At 42.7% G+C, this 20,396-nt stretch carries 19 protein-coding genes; 7 read left to right on the forward strand and 12 right to left on the reverse strand.

What is annotated here, in order from left to right; translation table 11 throughout:
* Nucleotides 1–132 precede the first annotated feature (132 nt).
* Both V7K76_RS16205 and V7K76_RS16210 read left to right on the forward strand, forming a co-directional pair.
* Complete coding sequence (locus V7K76_RS16205; RefSeq protein ID WP_334779309.1) at nucleotides 133–585, forward strand: DUF29 domain-containing protein; 453 nt, start codon at nucleotides 133–135, stop codon at nucleotides 583–585.
* A gap of 346 nt (nucleotides 586–931) precedes the next feature.
* Entirely contained in the window at nucleotides 932–1,552 is a 621-nt protein-coding gene (locus tag V7K76_RS16210) for a TMEM165/GDT1 family protein (protein ID WP_334779308.1), read from the forward strand.
* A gap of 167 nt (nucleotides 1,553–1,719) precedes the next feature.
* Here the strand turns inward: V7K76_RS16210 and V7K76_RS16215 are convergent, their stop codons facing one another.
* On the reverse strand, nucleotides 1,720–2,613 hold the full coding sequence (locus V7K76_RS16215) for a tetratricopeptide repeat protein (RefSeq protein WP_334779307.1): 894 nt from the start codon (nucleotides 2,611–2,613) through the stop codon (nucleotides 1,720–1,722).
* 379 nt (nucleotides 2,614–2,992) lie between these two features.
* Between V7K76_RS16215 and V7K76_RS16220 the strand changes: the two genes are divergently transcribed.
* Complete coding sequence (locus V7K76_RS16220; RefSeq protein WP_334952546.1) at nucleotides 2,993–4,012, forward strand: hypothetical protein; 1,020 nt, start codon at nucleotides 2,993–2,995, stop codon at nucleotides 4,010–4,012.
* Nucleotides 4,013–4,112: 100 nt separating this feature from the next.
* On the opposite strand, the gene V7K76_RS16225 is transcribed toward V7K76_RS16220, so the two are convergent.
* The 3 genes from V7K76_RS16225 to V7K76_RS16235 all read right to left on the reverse strand — a co-directional run bounded on the left by V7K76_RS16225 (nucleotide 4,113) and on the right by V7K76_RS16235 (nucleotide 7,513).
* Nucleotides 4,113–5,282 (reverse strand): homocysteine biosynthesis protein, encoded by a 1,170-nt coding sequence (locus tag V7K76_RS16225; protein WP_179069227.1) that lies wholly within the window; start codon nucleotides 5,280–5,282, stop codon nucleotides 4,113–4,115.
* Nucleotides 5,283–5,951: 669 nt separating this feature from the next.
* Nucleotides 5,952–6,623, reverse strand: coding sequence for a pentapeptide repeat-containing protein (locus V7K76_RS16230; RefSeq protein ID WP_334779305.1), 672 nt, complete (start codon nucleotides 6,621–6,623; stop codon nucleotides 5,952–5,954).
* 215 nt (nucleotides 6,624–6,838) lie between these two features.
* Nucleotides 6,839–7,513 (reverse strand): cadmium resistance transporter, encoded by a 675-nt coding sequence (locus V7K76_RS16235; RefSeq protein ID WP_334779304.1) that lies wholly within the window; start codon nucleotides 7,511–7,513, stop codon nucleotides 6,839–6,841.
* A 557-nt stretch (nucleotides 7,514–8,070) separates the two neighbouring features.
* Here V7K76_RS16235 and V7K76_RS16240 point away from each other — a divergent pair.
* Nucleotides 8,071–8,538 carry a Crp/Fnr family transcriptional regulator gene (locus V7K76_RS16240; protein ID WP_179067769.1) on the forward strand — a complete coding sequence of 156 codons (468 nt, stop codon included), beginning with the start codon at nucleotides 8,071–8,073 and terminating at the stop codon, nucleotides 8,536–8,538.
* Between the two features lie 84 nt (nucleotides 8,539–8,622).
* On the opposite strand, the gene V7K76_RS16245 is transcribed toward V7K76_RS16240, so the two are convergent.
* Both V7K76_RS16245 and V7K76_RS16250 read right to left on the reverse strand, forming a co-directional pair.
* Complete coding sequence (locus V7K76_RS16245) at nucleotides 8,623–10,185, reverse strand: cobyrinate a,c-diamide synthase (RefSeq protein WP_335029870.1); 1,563 nt, start codon at nucleotides 10,183–10,185, stop codon at nucleotides 8,623–8,625.
* A 335-nt stretch (nucleotides 10,186–10,520) separates the two neighbouring features.
* Nucleotides 10,521–12,440 carry an ATP-binding protein gene (locus tag V7K76_RS16250; protein ID WP_334779302.1) on the reverse strand — a complete coding sequence of 640 codons (1,920 nt, stop codon included), beginning with the start codon at nucleotides 12,438–12,440 and terminating at the stop codon, nucleotides 10,521–10,523.
* Between the two features lie 316 nt (nucleotides 12,441–12,756).
* On the opposite strand from V7K76_RS16250, the gene V7K76_RS16255 reads away from it, so the two are divergent.
* The 3 genes from V7K76_RS16255 to V7K76_RS16265 all read left to right on the forward strand — a co-directional run bounded on the left by V7K76_RS16255 (nucleotide 12,757) and on the right by V7K76_RS16265 (nucleotide 14,314).
* Complete coding sequence (locus V7K76_RS16255) at nucleotides 12,757–12,960, forward strand: hypothetical protein (protein WP_179067772.1); 204 nt, start codon at nucleotides 12,757–12,759, stop codon at nucleotides 12,958–12,960.
* Between the two features lie 287 nt (nucleotides 12,961–13,247).
* Complete coding sequence (locus V7K76_RS16260) at nucleotides 13,248–14,102, forward strand: cyanophycinase (RefSeq protein ID WP_334952550.1); 855 nt, start codon at nucleotides 13,248–13,250, stop codon at nucleotides 14,100–14,102.
* Nucleotides 14,103–14,134: 32 nt separating this feature from the next.
* A complete protein-coding gene (locus tag V7K76_RS16265; RefSeq protein ID WP_334952552.1) occupies nucleotides 14,135–14,314 on the forward strand; it encodes a hypothetical protein in 180 nt (59 codons plus the stop codon).
* Between the two features lie 293 nt (nucleotides 14,315–14,607).
* Here the strand turns inward: V7K76_RS16265 and V7K76_RS16270 are convergent, their stop codons facing one another.
* From V7K76_RS16270 to V7K76_RS16295, 6 genes are all read right to left on the reverse strand, one after another.
* Complete coding sequence (locus tag V7K76_RS16270) at nucleotides 14,608–15,522, reverse strand: M23 family metallopeptidase (protein ID WP_334779300.1); 915 nt, start codon at nucleotides 15,520–15,522, stop codon at nucleotides 14,608–14,610.
* Between the two features lie 219 nt (nucleotides 15,523–15,741).
* Nucleotides 15,742–16,743, reverse strand: coding sequence for a phycobilisome rod-core linker polypeptide (locus V7K76_RS16275; protein ID WP_334779299.1), 1,002 nt, complete (start codon nucleotides 16,741–16,743; stop codon nucleotides 15,742–15,744).
* Nucleotides 16,744–17,424: 681 nt separating this feature from the next.
* Complete coding sequence (locus V7K76_RS16280; protein WP_334779298.1) at nucleotides 17,425–17,763, reverse strand: CpeR family transcriptional regulator; 339 nt, start codon at nucleotides 17,761–17,763, stop codon at nucleotides 17,425–17,427.
* Nucleotides 17,757–18,386: a chromophore lyase CpcT/CpeT gene (locus V7K76_RS16285; protein WP_334779297.1), complete on the reverse strand. Its 630-nt coding sequence runs from the start codon at nucleotides 18,384–18,386 to the stop codon at nucleotides 17,757–17,759. Before V7K76_RS16285 ends, V7K76_RS16280 begins: the two co-directional genes overlap by 7 nt.
* Before the next feature lie 92 nt (nucleotides 18,387–18,478).
* Nucleotides 18,479–19,015, reverse strand: coding sequence for a phycobiliprotein lyase (locus tag V7K76_RS16290; RefSeq protein WP_334779317.1), 537 nt, complete (start codon nucleotides 19,013–19,015; stop codon nucleotides 18,479–18,481).
* 426 nt (nucleotides 19,016–19,441) lie between these two features.
* A complete protein-coding gene (locus tag V7K76_RS16295; protein ID WP_334952555.1) occupies nucleotides 19,442–20,200 on the reverse strand; it encodes a phycobilisome rod-core linker polypeptide in 759 nt (252 codons plus the stop codon).
* Between the last annotated feature and the right edge of the window lie 196 nt (nucleotides 20,201–20,396).

Raw genomic sequence — 20,396 nt, forward strand, 5'->3', positions numbered from 1 at the left:
TTCTCTAAGCATTCTTTATACAAACTATACTAAAGACGGGTTGCAGCTTTAGTTTTAAAATCGCCAAGAGTATTGATATACAAAGATTTTTGCCTGGGCAAAAGTCTAGCAATCATCCGTTTTTAGTATACCATGTCTTCCCTAAAAAACCATTCCCAAATGCTATATGAAACTGATTATTTGCAATGGATAGAAACGACCGTGGAAAAATTGCAAAATCAGGATTACGCAAACGTGGACTGGAAGAACCTCATCGAAGAAATTGCCGATATGGGAAGGAGTGAGCGCCGGAGTCTCAAGAGTAATCTGATTGTAATTCTGGTGCATTTGCTCAAATGGCAGTTTCAGCCGGACAAAAGAAGCGGAAGTTGGGAAGGAAGCATAATTGAACATCGTAGATGTATCAAAGAAGCTCTAGATGATTCACCAAGTCTCAAATCCTATCTTGAGATAGTTTTTGCTGAGTGTTATGCACAAGCGGTTAAGCAAGCAAAAGCTGAAACTGGCTTGTCAATAGAATCCTTTCCTCTAAACTGTCCATACCAGCTAGTAGAAGTCATAGATGATGAGTTTTTACCTCAGTAAGCCCTGAATCAGTCTGTATAGCAAAAGTTGCTGCCCAGATCCCCGACTTCTTCGAGAAGTCGGGGATCTAAATCTAGGTTAAGTAAGTGCTATTCGTCCCTAAACTTGACTTATACATGGAAAATATGTACAATGTGAGTCGCATAGAAGGGGAGTAGCTGCTGGCTAAAAAGAGCCAGTACATCTGAATCAACATACTGGCGATGAGCCTGGTTCAGGTGGCAGATAATAAATATTTGATAGCGAGACCTTCACTAAGTTCACACCGAAAAGTGTAAACTTGGTGAGGTCTTTTGGCTCTCATCAAGCTTCACATCGGTAAACGATTCTTCAGGAGCTTGAGAGAGTGTTAACAGCTTTTACCGCAGCTTTATTACTAATTACAGTTTCAGAATTAGGCGATAAAACATTTTTTATTGCTGTAATTTTGGCAATGCACCACCCACGGCGGCTGGTATATATCGGTGTGACAGCTGCTTTGGCGGCGATGACAATCCTTTCGGTGCTATTTGGACAAGCGGTATCTTTATTACCAAAAGTTTATATTCATTACGCGGAAATAGCTTTATTTATTGCCTTTGGTATCAAGTTGCTGTATGACGCTAGTAAGATGTCCACTACTGCCTCTGATACAGAAGTTGTAGAAGAAGCCGAAGCTGCCGTGAAACAAGCAGATTCGCAGTTACCAAAGCAAAAGACTTCCTTGGCAATTATCATAGAAGCCTTTGTGTTGACATTTATGGGAGAGTTGGGCGATCGCACCCAAATTGCCACCATTGCCCTAGCCGCAGGTAATAATCCTGTTGGAGTGACAATAGGTGCAATTTTAGGACATGCAATTTGTGCTGCGATCGCAGTTATCGGTGGCAAAATGATTGCCGGACGCATTTCTGAGCGTCAAATTACCTTTATTGGCGGATGCTTGTTTTTAGTCTTTGGTGTCGTTGCTGCCATTGAGGGAGCGTAAGGGTAATAAGGGGGAGAAATCAATTCAAAATTCAAAATGACGCTCTCTACGAGACGCTAAAAGCGAACGCAGACTCGCTAACGCTGCGCTAACAAAATTCAAAATTAAAGAACTTCTGCCTCCTCTTTCCCAATCCCCAATGCACAGTCCCCAGTCCCCAGTCCCCATCATTTAGGCTTACTTTCCAATGAAGGCGCGGAAGATGGAGCAGATTTAGGAATAGGAGGAAGCGTTGCTGCCTTTTTAATTTCGTCTCTGTACTGAGCGGGTGCTAAAGCTGCGGCACTATCAAACAAAGGTTTTGCCTCTGCGTCTTTGCCCTGTTGTTTCAAAAGCATAGCTTTTGCCACAACGGGGCGAAAATCCTTGGGATCTTTCTTGATTGCCTGGTCATAAGCAGAGCTAGCTTGAGCATAGCGTTTTTGGGAAGCATGAACAGAACCTAATAGCACCTGCACGGCTACCGTATCTACACTTCCAGGCTGAATTGTATTTGCTTGGGCTGCATTAGAAAGGGTTTCTTGCAACAAACCAATAGCTGCTTCGGGGCGTTGTTGACTCATCAACAGAGCCACCATTCCTTGCAAAGCCTTCAAATCGCCTGGTTTCACAGACAAAACCGAGCGATAAGCTTGAGCGGCTCCTTCGCGATCGCCAATTTGCTGTTTGGCTTGAGCTAGTAGCACTGAATACTCAGACTGTTCGGGATTTAGCTTGGCCAGCTTTTCTAAGGGTTCAATGACTACTTGGATGTCAGCAGGTTTTACCTCACTTTTTTCTTTTTGACTTAATAGTTGCAGCCGCGCCTGTAATAGGCCTTTAAGCGCAGTCTGATTTTCTGGTTCCCTTTGCAAAACCTGTTCATAACCCCGTGCTTCGTCTTCCAGTTTTGATTTTTGGTCAACGGAGGACAAACTGCCTTTGGTGCTAGCAGTATTTTGACTTGAGGGTGGCGTATTATTAAATGCTCCAATTATGGGAATCACCGAAACACCCACAAAAGCAAGAATTGCTAGCGCCAAGATGACTTGAACTATCCAGCGATTGCGTGTTTGAGACACAGTTTTGTCTTTCTCCTAAATTTTAATGACATGAGCATTTACACAAATCGTAAAGTTAAAAATTTCCAAAACTTTGCGGAATACTGCCAATTGCCTGTGAATTTTATAACAATTAACTATCTACACTGCTAAAGTAAGTGATGACTTTAGGAGGAGCCGTCAAAATTGTAGCTATGATATGCTTCCCAAACTAGTGTAAAGGCGTTAGATTACACATTTAGTGTTTATACACTAAATTTAGCGCCTTTAGGATTGTCTAGAGTACCCTGGTGTGACTTTGTGAAAAGCCAATATACTTTCAATCAGTTGCACAAATGCTCTTTCCATCTGCCTTTGTAAAATCCCACAATGGGATGTGTCTGTGCCGCAAGGAGTTTTTATGAATTCCGACCTGATGCCGTTGCCTGAATCTTCCAATTCTTCTGCCTCTAACCAGGGCCCAACTAAAATAGAGGCAGCCGCTAATGTTCACATAGCAGCCCACTCCTCTAAACCTGAAAATTCGCCTGTCAAACCCAGCGAGACTGACTCAAATGGGAACTTGATCAATCGACAGCAACCGATTCCGCCTCCCAGTGAACCGATGCAGTATCGAGCGATCGGACTAGTCCGGGGTCGCTATCATGCTAGCAGCGAACAATTTACTCAAGGTACTCTGCTGACCACAGATGGTGTAGAACTCAATGCCGTCCTCCTAGGCCGGATTATGAGCTTAGTCAAGAATCACCTAGACTTAGAAAAAGAACACTTGTGGGTAGTATATCCACGTACAAGACAAGAAAATGATACCTTGCACATCCAAATCGTCGGAGTTTGGGAGCCAGAAAATCTGGCCAAAAACTCAACAGATGAGGACGAGTTAGATTTGGAATTGCAAGAATTACCGACACCCGATGATGGCTTATCCGAAAATTCTGAAGTAAACACAGCCGTAATACCCTCATCAGAAGTTGCAGATGGTGGTTTTTCTGTTCGTGGTGAAGTAGTCTACCAGTCTTTTGATGCTAAAAGTTTGGTAGTCAAAATTAGGCAGGCTCCACGCAAATCAACTGATAAACCGAAATATTTTAAGTTGAAATTGAGGGGTGTGCTGACTACTAAAGCAGTAGGAAAATTCTGGGACTTCCAAGCCAAGCGAGAAGCTGACGTTTTGATCGTAGAAAAAGCTGAGGCGATCGCTGATTTGCCCAAAAAACGCAAACCACCATTCAAAGGTGCGCCTCGTGCTGGCGGTGGTGGTGCTGGTGGAAGAAAACCATTCCCCCCCAGACGCAGTGGCGAAACCCCTCGTCCCATCAAGAAAACAGGCGTAAGCAGCGACCCCTCTGTGGTGTCAAAGCCTATACCAAAAACACCCACTCCTAAACCGATTAAGCGACCGAAACCGACTCAAGAGTAGGGAATGGGGCAATTCAATTTTAGATTTTGGATTGATAATTTTGGATTAAATTTCAATCTAAAATCCAAAATCTAAAATCTAAAATTCTTACTCCCCAGCCTCAAAAATCCGTCCGCCGGTCTTGGGGTAGAAAAGATCGCTCCATTGGAATTGGAGAAACTGGTTCTGTAAGGGTAAACGTACCTGCTTCGATCCACTTTTTCAACTCTAGGGCGACTTGCCTAGAAAAAAACAAACTCGCTAAGGGGGCAGAGCGTATAGCTTTGCCCTCTATGGTGATCCGCCCAGATTTGAGTTGGGCGTAACTCACCAAACCAAAGGTGGGACGGACGCGCCGGGGAATGGAAAAATCCACTATTGGCGCGACTAAATCTTGATCTTGCACAGCACAGTGTTCAACTACTTGTTCATTTAATACAGGCAGTGGTACACCAACACCTAACATCAATGAGGGGCCGTAACTTTTGAAGTAACACCCCCGCACCCAATGAGCATCCATTTGCTTGGCATCACCAATTAAAGCTAAAGTCGCAGAAGGCCCAATCGGTGTACGATTAGGCAAACGCTTTTGTAAGGGGAAATGCTGAGTGCCTTCCCAGGCGACATAGCCAATACCACCGCCTAAAAAAATTCGAGTCCCGATACCAACGAGCTGCAAGTCGGGGTCGTTGAGTAAAGGAGAAATAGCACCAGGGTTAGAGTAAACAGCATTCCCTAGACGTGGTTGTAATGGGCCGAGATAGGTGAAGAGGGGGCGATCGCCACCATTTACACCAACAATAAAATTTTGATAGAGATTGCGCGGATTGAATAAATAAAACTGATTAATCGTTTCACTGGTAATTGTAGTTTCAAAATTTGCTCTGGGGTAACAATCTGTTACTTGTCCTTGGGCTTTTACGTGTATGGGTTTACCAGCGATCAAATCTTCGATTACATGACCGCCGCCACGTTCCCGGACTTCTTCACCGTCCATTGCTTCCATAGCACAACTCGCACCCAAATATAAATCTACTGCCCCAAAACCAGAGTATGCTGGCACGCCATCCAACCAGCAGCGACGAATTTTGATTGGGGGATCAGTGTGTCCCAGATTAATAATTGCACCACTTGATTCCATCGGCTCAAAAGTGCCAGTGGTAATTACATCAACTTCTTTAGCAGCTTTAGTAACACCGATTTCTACAACTCGTGCTTTTAACTCTTCAGTTGTCAACACTACTGCACGTTGGCGGCTGATTTTCTCGTTAATTTCTGCAATTGTTCGCATCTTATCAGTGCTAGCGCTTCCTGGTGAATGGGGAAAAGAAATTTTCATTGCTCATTGTGAGCGCAGATTATGGAGACTCTTGTATTGTTTCATCTTGAAATAGTTGTCGCCAATCTCTACGCGAAAGATTAACACTCTAGATGAGGTTAAAATCCATAAAACAGGAGTCAGAATTCAGAATTCAGAATACTCTACCCATAAAGGGATAGAGTTTTAAGGCGAGAATATTTTAATTTTTTTCGCCCACCAGGGGCGTTAGCAAAGCGGGACGAAGTCCGGTTTTAACCAATATTCATCCCAAACTAGGTAGAAACCCCACCCCTTGTGGGTGGCTTGATTCAATTGCGAATTGCGAATTGCGAATTGGTTTCATTTCCGGGCGGGCATGGAAGCCAACAGATAAGCTATTTCCAGCTTAAGTTGACACCAATGGGCAGTACCCATTGGTGTCAACTTAAGCTAAAACTCCTTTAAAACCTCGTTTCCAGCCAGAGTCGGGAAATGCAGCTCAAAAGCGGCTCTGCCGCGAGTTCGAGAGGCGGAGCCTCAACGACGAGCATTCCCAGTCGGAGACTGGGAACGAGGCAATCTAAAAACTAGTTCTAGACTTGCTTTCACGTTAAGTTGACACCAATGAGCAATGCTGTGCCCCTACCGTGTGGTCTGTAATTACTGAATAGCGAATCCTTCTGGTCTGATTGCATCGTCCAAATCAACGCCCATCAGGTTAGCTCCCTGGATGTTTGCATTTGTGAGATTTGTATTTTCCAAGTCTGCGTTTTGTAAGTTAGCGGTTTGCAGATTTGCTCCCAGGAGGTTGGCTTTCTCTAGGTCTGCATCAAATAGGTTTGCTCCCACCAGGTTTGCTCCTAAAAGGTTTACTTTGCCTAAATCTGCTCCTTGAAAGTTAGCCCCTTGTAAGTTTGTTTGCTGTAGGTTAGCCCTTTCTAAATCTGCATTTTGCAAGTTAGCACCCTCTAAGTTTGCTGCTTGCAGGTTTGTATCCTTTAACATTGCGCCAGTCAGGTTACAGCCTACACATTCATTGGTTTGCAATAAATGTCTAACGTTTGCTGCTACAGAGACTATTGGAGGTAGAACGGGAGATATTGCTGGTGTTGTTACAGGCTCTATTGGGGGTACAACCGGAGATATTACTGGGGCGGTTACAGACTCCATTGGCGATTCAACTGGAGCTAGTTCAGATTCCGCAGATATTGATGGTGTTAGTGTTTGCGCTCTAGCGCTGGGCTGGATAAGTAGAGTAAATCCGGCTACAACTACCAGAAATACTGCTTTTACGAGCCACTGAGGTAATTTTTTAGAGTTTGATTGATTCATTAGTTCCTTCATCATCTGATTCCTATTGATTGGTAGGCTTGCTTTTATAAGAGCCATTGATAATGTGCTTTATTCTCACTTTAGATAACTTGATTGATAAGAGCAAATATTATTTATATTCATATTGATAAATTAAAGTGATTAATAAATCTTTGTGGATGGGACAAACGATCGCGGATTTTTTGTTTACATCAGGAATTGCGATCGCTTCATACTTAGTTTCCAAGCATTGCCAGACTAGGTAAAAGTCGATATGTTTCACTTTTAATCAAGATGGAGAGTCCCAAGTAAATTAAGACAAAGGGGAAGATTTTTCGACCATAGCGAGTTAAAACTGGAGCCATGAGAGGATTACGAGTCAGGTTGTAAGAGAGAAAACACCATACCCCAACAGTGAAATAGCAAACACACAGAATTACGCCCAAACTTGGAAGATTGCTACTGGCAAACAACGGTACATAAATTCCAATGTTGTTTCCTCCATTGGCTATGGTGACACTGGAAACTCGGTAGGTTTGCGGATCGCGGATGGTTGCTAATAGTGATTTCTTCTGGCGTCCAGATTTTGCAGGAGAGGTTAAATCAACTGATACCGCTTGTACTGTCTCTCCCTCTTCTTCTCGATTGATGAGATTACTGATACCAATAGCTACGGGAAGCAAACCTAGCAAACCAATCCAGGTAGTGGGAATAATCAGACCGCCGAAGAAACCAGGAAGACTAGCAAACACTAAGGCTGTAAATCCCAGAAATTCACCGATAATTATATGCTTAGGACGAAAGCTGCGATTGATTTTCCCGAAGAAAGCAGTCAAGTATAAATTGTCGTCAAAGGTGGTTGCAAAAGCAGCAGAGATTCCAATAATTAACGTACTAATGAGCCAACTCATAATTCTTACTCACAGTAATTCAATGCTGTTTGTCTTAGTCCTTCTCTGCTTCTCCATATGAGGGCAGGTTAGGAGATTTTGTGACTGTTTTCCTAACGACAACTGATCGATATTCGTTATTAATCAGCCATTGCCAATTTTTAGAATTCTTGGTGGCGATTGCCTCCAATCAAATTGGTGATTTTTTTCTCAGCAAGGTACCTTGGGAGTTCATGGAGTCAATATTATGACTTTCAAGGAAATAAGGTCAAATACTCTTGTTTTTTAAAAGGATAAATAAAAGTGATTGACAAACGTACTGTAATTGACAAGAATATTTCCTGCTAAACCGCATAGGGAAAAGTAGCAGTTCGTCATACCGAATACTGAGTTAATATCTGAGAAGTTTAGGTGCGTAGTTTACCGCCGTAGGCATCGCGCCTATAGAAGAGAAATCCGATCAAATGCTAAAGGCTGAGATATTGTTGGCGACTAGCATTTAACATCGGTTAAGATGACTAATTGCCCTCAACTTCAGTTTTGAGATGTTCAGTAATGTTGGATTTTAACTTGTAATTATGCTAACTAGTGTTGACCGTTTATTATTTGTCCGGCGAGTCCCCATTTTTAAGGAATTGCGGGATGATTTTATTGTGCGGCTCACTTCAGTGATGAACGAATTGTCATTTCCAGCTAATTACACCATCTTTCGACAGGGAGAAGAAGGGCGATCGCTCTATATTGTGGTGTCAGGTCGAGTTAAAGTTCACATTGGAAACAAACAACTTGCAGAAGTGGAACAGGGAAAATACTTTGGTGAGATGGCAGTATTTGATACTCAACCTCGATCTGCCACTGCCACGACTTTAGAACCTTGTGAATTTTTAGAACTGACACAAGAGCAACTTTATGATGCGATCGAAGAAACTCCCGAAATCGCGGTGAATATCATTCGTGAGTTATCCCGTCTGATTCGCAGATTGAATGACGACATGAGTGTAACAAATCCCCCGCGAACAAATCCGGGGGTTTTTAGCAGAGAGTAAGACCGGCACTCATTTGCGAACCCTTGAAGAAGAATTCAGGAGTCAGAATTCAGGAGTCAGAATTTAGGAGTCAGAATTCAGGAGTCAGAATTCTGACGCGACTCGAAAATACTCGCTACTGCTGCCGCTATCCACCAGTTGCACAGAATTCATTTTGAATTCGGGCTCCTGACTCCTGAATTCTGTTTCAATAATTTCAGCTTTCAAAGATGCTACTTTCAGACATTCTTTAAGAAACTGCTGGGGAATCTCTACACTTTCTCCCCAATGCAGATGCACATAAGAGGCAAGAACATTTGTAGGCAAACCCCATCCCTCGTATCCCATATTTTCGTCACAGTCGTAGCGAGAGGTTGCAAATAGGGGCTGAGTAGGAGTTACGGTTAAATGGGAACGATGAAACTCATGTCCATAAATAGTTGTATTTGCCTTCACTAACAGATTATCTTGCAAAGCTACTGCCCGACGATACCCCAAAGTTAAACGCCCACCCATCACAGCAGATGTCGGTAAAACTCCCGCCATTGGCCAAGATTTACCCTCAAAATCGGTAATTTGCTCACACAAATACATCAATCCGCCACATTCGGCAATTGTGGGCATTCCTTTAAGTATTGCCGTTTTCACTGCATTACGAACGCTGGTATTTTCTGCTAATTGCTGGGCAAAAACTTCCGGGAAACCACCCCCAAAATACATTCCCTGGATATCTTTTGGGATGTCAGCATCTTCTAAGGGACTCCAGGAAACCAGTTCTGCACCAAGCTGTTGCAGCAAATCGAGATTGTCTTGGTAGTAAAAATTAAAAGCGCGATCGCGGGCTACTGCAATTTTAACTGGGGATGAGGGAGATGAGGGAGATGAGGGAGATGAGGGGAGAGGTTTTGATTTTAATAAAGGTAATAAGTGTTGCCAGTCGAAGCAAGTATCTCCTAAATCGGCGAGGCGATCGATTAAAGCATTGAGTTGGGGGAGTTCGGCGGTGGGTACTAAACCCAAGTGGCGATCGGGAATTGTGATGTTATCTTGACGCCACAGTACGCCGAGAATGGGTAATTGTAAGGGTTCTAGGGAATATTTGAGGAGAGAAAGATGGCGATCGCTCCCGACGCGATTTAACACTACCCCAGCTATTTTAATTCGGGGATCAAAAGATCGATAGCCGTGAGCGATCGCAGCCACAGAACCAGATAAACGACTACAATCAATCACTAACACCACAGGCAAATCTAAAAGTCGCGCAATGTGTGCCGTACTCGCAAAGTCTGTAATTTGTCCTTTGTCATTTGTCATTTGTCCTTTGTTTTTTACAAATGACATAGACGCTTCGCCTTCCCGTAGGGTATGACTAGTGACCAATAACGAAACTCCATCAAATAATCCCATCACCCCTTCCACGAGGGCATATTCACTCAGTTGACTATGACGGGCAAAACATTGCTGAATGTAGGCTTCGGAAGTCAACACGGGGTCTAAATTACGACAAGCCCGACCGGTTACGTGTTGATGAAACATCGGATCGATGTAGTCTGGTCCTACCTTGAAAGATTGTACCAAGCGATCGCGACGGCGTAAAGATGCTAAAAGGGTGAGCGTGACTGTTGTCTTACCCACCCCACTACGTTCCCCAGCAATGACTAAAGCCATAAATGAAACAAATTAGGTTTTGATGCAGCAACTATTTTGAGTATTAACTGTGTGTCTATCGTCGCTTTTTGCAAAAGCAGATGCACCAGTTTCTCAAACCGACTTACTCAAACTTATACCAATAAGAAACAAGAAAACCAGCCAATTAGGGGAGTTAGGTTGAAAACAGTCTGTCTTATAGTTGGAGATTAGCCGAGACTCACTTAGGAACTTGTGTTTAGCAAAAACTGCTGCAAGCAAACGGCTGTCTCTAGCTTCCCTCTCCTTTATAAGGAGAGGGATTGAGGGTGAGGTAAACCAGGGACATAAATTGTATGTTATTTAACTCTTGTTCCTTAGTTAACTCCCAAAATCGTCCCGGTTTCTTTCAAATAAACCCGCGTAAATGGTTCATCTTCACCCAAGCTATAATCTTCAATCAACCCTTTGCGACGAATAGAAATACCGTTGCCTTTTCTAATTACCACAGTCGAACTATCAAAAACATCCCGCACCAAAATCGTCTCAGTTTCGGTGGGATTATCCAAAACTACAAGATTACTACTCTGGTAAAATATACCCTGTTCTTCGAGGATGTCTTCAGGATACTCGGCAATCAGCAAATCAAGTTTGGGATGACGCAGCAAAGTTTGGACGTTACTGTTGTAATCTTTGCTTAATACTTTTTTCGAGCGATTCACAAAAACGGCATCACGACAAACAGCGCCTATTGTCCAGTTGGGATGTTGCAACAGGATATGGTCAATCGTCGCTTGCAGTTCTTCAACTGAGATTTTGTTAAAGGTAATAATTGGTATCCTGGCATCTGCACCCGACTCAAAAAAGGTTTCTAAAATATGAGAAGGGACATCAACACTTTCCCCAACAGAAGGTTTAAGATGCATTAAAACCCCTGGTGCAGCATTGATTTCCAGGATGGCAAAGTTACTAGACTTCCAAGATTCTGCGAGACTTTTGGTAATGACATCAATCCCTAGACAAGTCAACTGGAAATGTTGGGCAATATCTTGGGCCAAGATAATATTGTCAGCATGAACTGTCGAGGTTGCATCAATGCTTATACCTCCGGCTGAAAGATTGGCGACTTTACGCAGGTAAACAGTACGTCCTTTCTCAATCACGCTTTCTAATGATAAGCGTTGTTCCTCTAGATAGAGTTCCATCGCTTCATCAATCTGAATTTTACTCATCGGCGAAGTTGGTGTGTCTAAACGTGCAGGTTTGCGATTCTCTTGGCGAATTAACTCTGCAAGCGTTAAATATCCATCACCAACAACCGATGCCGGACGGCGTTCTGTGGCGGCGACGAATCGACCATTGACACACAACAAACGAAAATCTGATCCTGTGATGCTTTTTTCAACAATTATTCGGGTTTGCTGATTTTCGGGAATGGCTGCCAGTGCGCGATTATAAGCAGATACCAGTTCTTTTGAGTCTTGCACATCAGCCGTAACGCCAATTCCTTTGTGACCTACCACTGGCTTAACTGCCACTGGGTAGCCAATTTCTCTTGCTGTTGCTAAGGCTTCTTTCTCGAAAAAGACAATATTACCTTCAGGAACGGGAAAACCCAAGGTTTTTAGAAATGCCTTACAGTCATCTTTACGGGTGGTAAATTCCGAATCCAGATGGCTATCACAGTTAAATGTTGTTGCTACCCCCCGGACGTGTTTTTTTCCCAAACCGTATTGCATCAATCCTTCTTCCCACAAATAAAAGGCGGGAATACCTTTCTCGTAGGCGGTTCGCAATAGGGCGTAAACCGTGGGGCCACCGTAGACAGATGCGCGGAATCTATCTTGCAACCTCACCAACTGCTCATCAAAGGTGAAGTCTTCGTCTTGGGTAATGGCTTCAAACCAATCCCAAACAAAGTAAACTACTTCTCTAGTTGTGCGTTCATGTAATGATTGGACACTAATTCGGGTGAGATGTGGATATGGCTTAACACTCCAGTGGTTAAGGTGTAAATCCATATCTAACTTGCCGACTTCGGAGACGACTTGAGCAAAGAGATGGGGATATGATTCGTAGGTTTGATCGCGAAGATTTGGATAGCGATCGCCAATGCTCGCAATATAATCTTCAATGGGCAAAGGCTCTCTAGAGTCAATTAGAGCAAAATCAAATACTAGCGCCCCGATATCTAAATAGGGGTTGGGCCCAATGTAATGCTTGAAGTTGAAAATATCGAATACATCTGTTCTTCTAGCATTAACGCGGACTAATTCACTGCTTTTTTGTAGAACCATTGATTACGAACCTTTGGCTAAACACCCTTAAATTTAAATGCTGAGTTATGGTTACTCAGAGTTGTTGATTGTCAATTAGTTGACATTTATTTTGGAGAGTAATGGCTTGGCCATTCAACTAATCAGAACCTAAGCTAACTCTATTAGTAAGCATTTTCAACTATCTCAAGGCATAATTAAATCCCCATCCCTTAGCCAGTAATCAAGAATAGTCAATTCATCCTCATGAATCATCAGAGATATAACTTTTGAAAGGTGTAACACTCACTTAAGAAAGTGTATAAATAAATGTGGGGTATCAAAAAGACAGCAAAGTATGAATAGCACACAAGCTGCTCTAAGAGATGAAATTCGAGAACTTGCTGAAGAAGCTTTTCACCAAAAGCTGATTTCTGGGCATGGAGATGGGGCAGACATGGATGAGTATCAAATTGTTTACCAAGGTAAACCCAGGCATCTCCCACTAGAACAAGCACGTTTTTTCTTAACTAACTTGCTTTACAGAAGCCGGATTCATTAGCATCTGCCATTAAATATCATCTAGTTGCACTCAGCTAGAGTTATATACCAATTACTCTTAGTCACATAGCCAACAATGCCTCTAGAAGTATTTTCTAGAGGCAGTTGACGTTGTGGATTTTACTGAGTAGATGAAAATTTAGGTACTTTTTAGGATAAATCTTTTGGTCTAATTGCGATCGCAAAATGTTAATCCTATTTGTATCAAGTAATCTATCAAAGGGATGATTTGATAGTTTTAATTGTCATGGTTTAGTGAAATTTATTAACTCAAATTCAGAGGGAATCATGGTGGAAAGTAATATCAAACGGCAGTTGGTAATTATTGGGGGAGCCGAAGATAAAGAGGGAGATTCCGTAATTTTGCGGGACTTTGTACGACGCGCTGGCGGTACAAAAGCGTACATTGTAATTCTGACAGCAGCGACAGAACTACCAAGAGAAGTGGGAGAAAATTATATCAGAGTGTTTGAGCGACTGGGAGCCGAAACTACTCGCATCATTGATACAGAAACCCGTGAAGATGCCTCTTCATCTACCGCATTGGAAGCTATTAGGAAAGCAACTGGTATATTTTTTACAGGGGGAGACCAAGCTCGGATTACCAGTATTCTTAAGGATACCGAAATCGATGCGGCAATTCACAAGCGCTTCTCTGAAGGTGTAGTTGTCGCAGGTACAAGCGCGGGCGCTGCTGTAATGCCAGATAAAATGATTGTAGAAGGTGACTCCCAGACACATCCTCGGATTGAAACTGTTGAAATGGGCCCAGGTATGGGATTTTTACCAGGGGTAGTAATTGACCAGCATTTTTCTCAGCGTGGACGTTTGGGACGCTTAATTTCAGCTTTAATACTAGAACCTGCTGTCTTGGGATTTGGTATTGACGAAAATACCGCGATGGTAGTTACAGATAATCAAGTTGAAGTGATTGGTGAAGGCGCGGTGACGATTGTTGATGAATCAGAGGCTACATATAACAATATGGGCGAAATTTTGAAGGATGAATCTTTGGCAATTTGTGGAGCAAAGCTTCATATTTTGCCACATGGCTTCAAATTTGACCTGAATACCCGCCAACCTATCTTAAATAACGGCTCTGTTTCAAATGGTTCTGTGCCAGTTGCTTCAATCAGCACCTAACTTTTAACAGATGTATTTTAACTGCAAGTTTTATGCTTCGTGGCGGCAGCTGCCGCTACGCTATCGAGCGTCTTGATTCTGACCAAGAGGCAGGGGAGCAGGGAGCAGGGGCAGGGGAGAAAGATTCTGGAATTCCCCTACCATTAGGGTTTCAAGCCCCTAAATTTATTTATGCCCGAATGGCACTAAGAAAAGCCCAAAAGCCTGTGTAGCCTCGTTCCCAGCCTGGAGGCTTGTGAATGTATTCCGAGAGGCTCCGCCTCTGGTCAAGAAAGAGGAGGCGGAGCCTCCCAGAATGGGTTCCCAGCCTGGAGGCTAGGAACCAGTCAGCGCAAGGGCTGTATCTTAACTTAGTGCCATTCATTTATGCCCTTTGATTTAAACATTTATTTCGAGATGCATAGCACGAGAAATAATACGTCCTTGTTACAAGCCCCTACATTTATGTATGGGGTTCTCCCCCTGCTCCCCTCCCCCTGCCTCTTAGTGACTTCTGAATTCTTCTTCAAGGCGACTTTGTTAAAGTATAAAAACTGTCAGAACGAATCTGACTGCCATTTCGCCAAACTTCCACTTTTTGAGGAGTGATTAAATAAGAAAAACTACCATTATTTGCTTGATATTTGCTTTTACCAATATGCAAAGCTTGTATCTTTATGGGCTGACTTGAATCTTGCTTTAACTGCCCAATATAAAATAACTGACCATTTTCTTCACAGACTTTTACACGAGTGCTTGCAGTCTCACCATCAATGATGGTAGTTCCGTTGCATTTTGTATCAGTACTTACAGGTACAAAATCTCTTGGAATTAGCTGTGAAGGTGAAATTTGCTTTGCTACTGGGGGTTTCGAGACTGGACGGTTTGGGTTATCCACTTGCTGAACTCTAGAACCAGAGCCAACACTTGCAGTTACAGATGTCAACAGACGAAGGGGGTCAACTGCTATTTGGCCATTTGGATGAACTTCAAAGTGCAAATGAGGTGCTGTGCTATTGCCTGTAGATCCCATCTCGGCAATAATTTGACCTTGAATGACCTGTTGACCCTTGCTCACCAACAAACGGCGATTGTGACCATAAACAGTAGTGCTACCGTCGAGATGTTTGATGGTTATGGCATTTCCCAATCCCCAATTATCCCAACCGGCTTTGACAACTATACCGGATGCAGCAGCAACAATAGGAGTTCCAGATGACCCGGCGATATCAATTCCTTCATGTTGATATTTGCGGAAGCCTTGAGAAATAAACCCTTGAGTCGGCCAGATTAAGTTAGAAGCAGGGATAGGAGTTTGCCCAACTGGGGAATCGCCTGCTAACTGTGTTAGGGCAGATGTAGCTGTACTTAATATAGTGGTTAAGGATATTAACCCAATTAGTCCATAAGTACGATATCGATAACCGGTAGCTTTTTTCATAAGTCGCAAGTCTATTAAAACAATAAGGGGCTTCCAAATAGACAAATATTCAATTAACTCTTGTGGGGTGGGCGACACGAGAGCCATATAAACTGGGCGCTCATGTTGCCCACCCCACAATATTGGATAATTTATTTCTTGGAGTTCCCTAATTCAGACACTTTCTGATTATTTATTGTTTCAAGCTGACTCAGAAAATATCAGGAAATAATAGAGAAATTAGCTATTAAAAACACGACTGCGCCACTTATTCAACCGGGCTTCTCCAATTGTGGCAGACCGTCGAGAATCAGCAATTTGCTCTTGCAAAGCTGCAATCTGTTTCGCTTGGGCGTCAGCTTGCTGTTGCAAAGATGTATATTCGCCTGTGTTTGTAACAGAACTGGAAGACTGCCAACTACTACTAAATTTTGTTGTCCCGATGCTAGCAAAGGGTCTTAAGTCTGCTAGTTGTTGTTGCAAAACTGTAATCTCGCTTTCTTGGTCTTGAATCTTTTGCCGCAAGCTTTGTTCGTCTGCTGTGGGAGTTGCAATAAAGGCTGGAGCATTAGCTTCTGGCCTTGGCTTGAATATTTCAGCAAGTATTGCACTCACATCTGTGGGTTTAAGTTTACCGTAAGGAGTATTAGTAATTAGCGATCGCACCAATTGGGGTTCATTATTCGTTACTAGGTTCTTATCACTGCTAGAATTGCTCCGCACCAGTTGCAGCATATTGGTAAATTCCAATATCTTTTTGCCCGTTTGGGTTTTGTAACCCCGGTAATATGGCACTATGTTATCCCCAAAGGCATCTAGATACTCGTCGCTATCAAGATAAGAATCAATATCCGCCTCAAAACCTGACTCATCTAAAATATTGCTGTGATAAATTGTCTCGGAGTAGTCATCGGGAGCGCGGCCTAGTAGGTGTTTAAAGTTCAGTTCAATTGCACGGTAGCGGTAAACGTTATTAAAAAATCTGGAGCGATACAACTCTGATTTGGCTATTTGACGCACAAACTCACGGACATCGATTATGCCTTGCTTGAGTTGGGATTCTGGAACGATAAGCCGCTCACTTTCCATAATGTAGGCATTACCCAATACTTGCCGATAAACTGCCCGAATTACAATTTCGATGTCATCAGCTGAAGCAATAGTCCATAGTTCGATGGGTTCTGTTTGGGAAAATGCTTGATATTGGCGTTGGCCGGTTTTGTCGTCGATGAAGGTCTGCATATTTGGGTTAGTGTGGGTAGGAGTAACTAATGACTTTTAAAGGTAATGGGAACTAGCACCGTTTCTCTTACGAGACATGCAGAAGTCAAAAGTGCCGATGCGTTAGGTTAAGAGACTTTGGAGAACCTGCAAAATAGCAATTGGCTCTCAAAAATCAAAAGTCTAAAAACTTCTTTGCCTAAGCTTTCAACCTGTTATCATCTGGCTGCTTACTTTTGCCCAACAATGCTAAATGGTTGTTAGTTTTTAGTTTTCAGCACTTAGTTTTAGCAATAACTACTAAAGCTTAACTACTAAGCTTTGCTAATTCCCTTTACAGTCTGACTTTTCACGGCATCTGGAAAACCTCTCTCTAAATCTCTCTCCTAAAAGGAGAGAGACTTTGAATTTTCCCCCTTCCCGCGACGAGTTGGGGGTTAGGGGGTTAGCTTTTTGGTGGACTTTTCCACATAACGTGAAAAGTCAGCTTTACAGTCACGATTAATTTATCAAGTTTTGTGGAGCTTTTTAGTTACATTTTCTAACAAACTTAGACGGCTAACTGTTAATAACTAACAGCTAATCACGAGCAGAAATTAGCAATTAGACATTAACAATTAGCCGTCAACCCCCTTGGGGAGTATTTAAAATTCAAAATTAAATTTTGAAGTTGTCAGAAAAATTTCCACAGGATAGGCACTCTCAAGGACGCTCATCAAATCTAGTGTAGAAAGCACCGTATTTTATCCAGTATTGTTTCAAGGTATGATGAGGCGTATGTAAACTAGCTTTTGCCTGATATAAGATAACTTGACGATGATCGCCCATCCAAATTTTATTAATGGGGTCAACGGATATTGTTGTTCCTCCTAAAGAAGCAACACATTCAGAGAATCTCTCAATCGTTGTATATTCTAATGTCTCGAATATAAAAAAATGACCCGAACAAATCAAGTGGCGGCTGCGAATCCAGCAGCGCATCTTTTTTTCAGCCTGTGGAGGTAACATTTTGGTTTTTATAGATTCCAGCTGAATTAACATAATGCGCTTACCGCAAGTAATTCATCAGCAAAACTTTCTCGTTTTTCAAATTGCAATGGGCCAGCAGTTGATCCCCATATTTGCTGATGGGTTTCAATATCCATACCTTTATCTAGACTTAGCCAAGTATTCTCGGTTACTTCTACTTCGCTGATTAGATATGTCTGGCATCCATTACGCTTAATCAGACATTGATTGCCTGGTTCTACACTACCTCGAAACATTTCACCTTCTCGTTGGAAAACCATTGAACAGTGATAACGCCGTTCGATGCTTTCTGGGGTGATGGTTTTGAGGATATCTAATTCACGAGCAGCACCCGCATAGAGTATAGGGTCTTTTAAGCTGTAATTTTCGATATAAATGCGATCGCCCCAATCAACTAGTTTATGTACTCCCTGGCGATAGGGTGTCCATAAATCGTGATCATAAGCTTGTTCCGAATAAAAACCGATGGCAGAAAAAAATTCAACCGGTAAAGGACGAAAATAAATGTGAATGTGGGCGTAAAGTTGCGGATTTGCAAAAGATTGCTTGTAGTTGCTAAAATCTCCTGCCATCCAACAGGCTAAGGTGAGCAAATCGCTGGCGTTGGTGCTAGATTCTCTGGGCGCTATCGTCACGTCGCTTCGCTCCAAATTCAAAATTCACGTATTACAATCTCCATAAATAAATTTAGGAGCTTGTATCCTTTTATGTTTTAACCTGAGATTTGCTAACTGGTTGAACTTGACAAAGAGCGAATCTCTGAAGAAAAGGAAGCTGTTGTCACACCTTTACCATCACTGGTTTTAATCATCGCTACCCGAAATCGGAGATTTGGGTTAGCAAACCAAATTCGCTCCTCAGCAGCAGCAAGTTCATATTCTGTTAGCAGGGTAAAAACACCATCGTCACTCAGATGATACTTAGCCACTGCGGGAATCGTTTCGGCGTATCCCTTGTCTCGTAAAAGTTTGCCTCTAGAAGGATTTTCGATATCGGGAATTGGCACTAGCACAGTAGTACCAGAGATTGGTTTATCGTCCCAGTCTGACTCACCTTCCCAAGTCATCCGAAAGGGGTGGGTGATACTGGCGGGGTCAGTGCCATACAATTGACAGATTGCTATTACTGCCGGATCATCGGTGGATAGAGACTCAATGTCAATGTTAGACAGCACTTCTTCAAAATGGGCGAATGCTAAATGATGACCGCTACGCTGCGATCGCCATCGTCCAATTGAAAGTTCAAAGAATTCAGTAATTTCCATTAGAAAATTTATCTTAAAAAGTAGCTTAAAATCCAAGAGATATCTTGACTAAAAAGTTTTTCTCCTAGTCTATATAATACTAGCTTCCTAGATCACAACTGCATTTAGGAGTGCTGAGTACTGAGTGCTGAGTTCTGAGTGCTGAGTGCTAAGTTATTATTCTCCCCCCAGTCCCCAATCCCCAGTCCCTTACAAGAAAGGCAGAGGGCAGAAGGCAGAAGGCAGAAGGAAAGAAGTACCTTAATAAAAACTTTAGTTCTGGGTTATTGCCCAGTTAAAAAAAAGAATTGTATCGATAGCGCAGCGTTAGCGAGTCTACGAGCGTCGCGGAAAGTGCCACGAGATACAAAGCGTCCAAGATCAATCCCACGTTTTTAAACGTGGGTTCCAACTGAGCCTCCTGCCTTCGTACTTCTGCCTTCTGAATTAAGCAACTTCAGTGATACTGATGATTTTGCCGCCTGTTCGATGAATGTTTTGCACTTGCCCAGATAGCTGATTGTAGTTAACTACATATTCCTGCTTGCCCAGACGGGTAGGGAGATTCGCTGAACCTTTGACTGCCTTAATCAAGAAACGTTTGCTGGTGCTGTTTACACTAGAACCAGCAGCGGGAGCCTTGATGGCTGTGGGGAGATTTGAACCAACATCGCTGATCAGTTTAGCTTTGCGATCGCTATCGCTGCTAGCTACTCCTCTCAGTAAAGTAAAGGTGCGGTTAAAGGTAACATTCTTAATTCCGATTTGGGAGCTAGTGCTACGAACATAAGGAACAATATTCTCACCAAAATTCTTCTGATACTCTTCGCTATCGATATAGGATTCGATCTCAGCATCATAGCCCTGTTCGTTGTAGATGCGGACGTGTTCGGAAATTTCTGTCTGATCGGCAGGAGGACGGCCTAACAGATGTTTGAAGTTCAGTTCAATGAACCGATTCTGAGAAGAAGAACTGAAAAATAGGGATTGATAAAGCTCTGATTTGGCAACGGTGTTAACGAATTCCCGGACGCTGATTTTGCGATCGCGCAATTGCGATTCAGCTGTGGCTAGTCGCTCACTTTCCAACAAGTGAACATTGCCCAAAACCTGTTTATAAACTGCCCGAATCAGTGTTTGTAATTCACTTTCGCTGGTGTTCGGACGCAGTTCAACATTAGGTGAATCAATTGCCCAAAGTGACATTGAATTATCTCCTGAAAAACGCTAATTAAATTTATTTTTTGAGCATCCTACCCCTTAGAGAGGTGGAATTTCCCTTCAGTTGTCAGTTATTTTTGCTACTGACTAGCTTTTGTAAAACTTTAGTTTGTAAAAATGCGTTAAATCTCTTCGTATATGACAACTGACGGCGGAATTCATCAAACCTCAAATAGTCTTA

The sequence above is a fragment of the Nostoc sp. genome, assembly GCF_036917975.1.
Lineage (GTDB): Bacteria > Cyanobacteriota > Cyanobacteriia > Cyanobacteriales > Nostocaceae > Nostoc.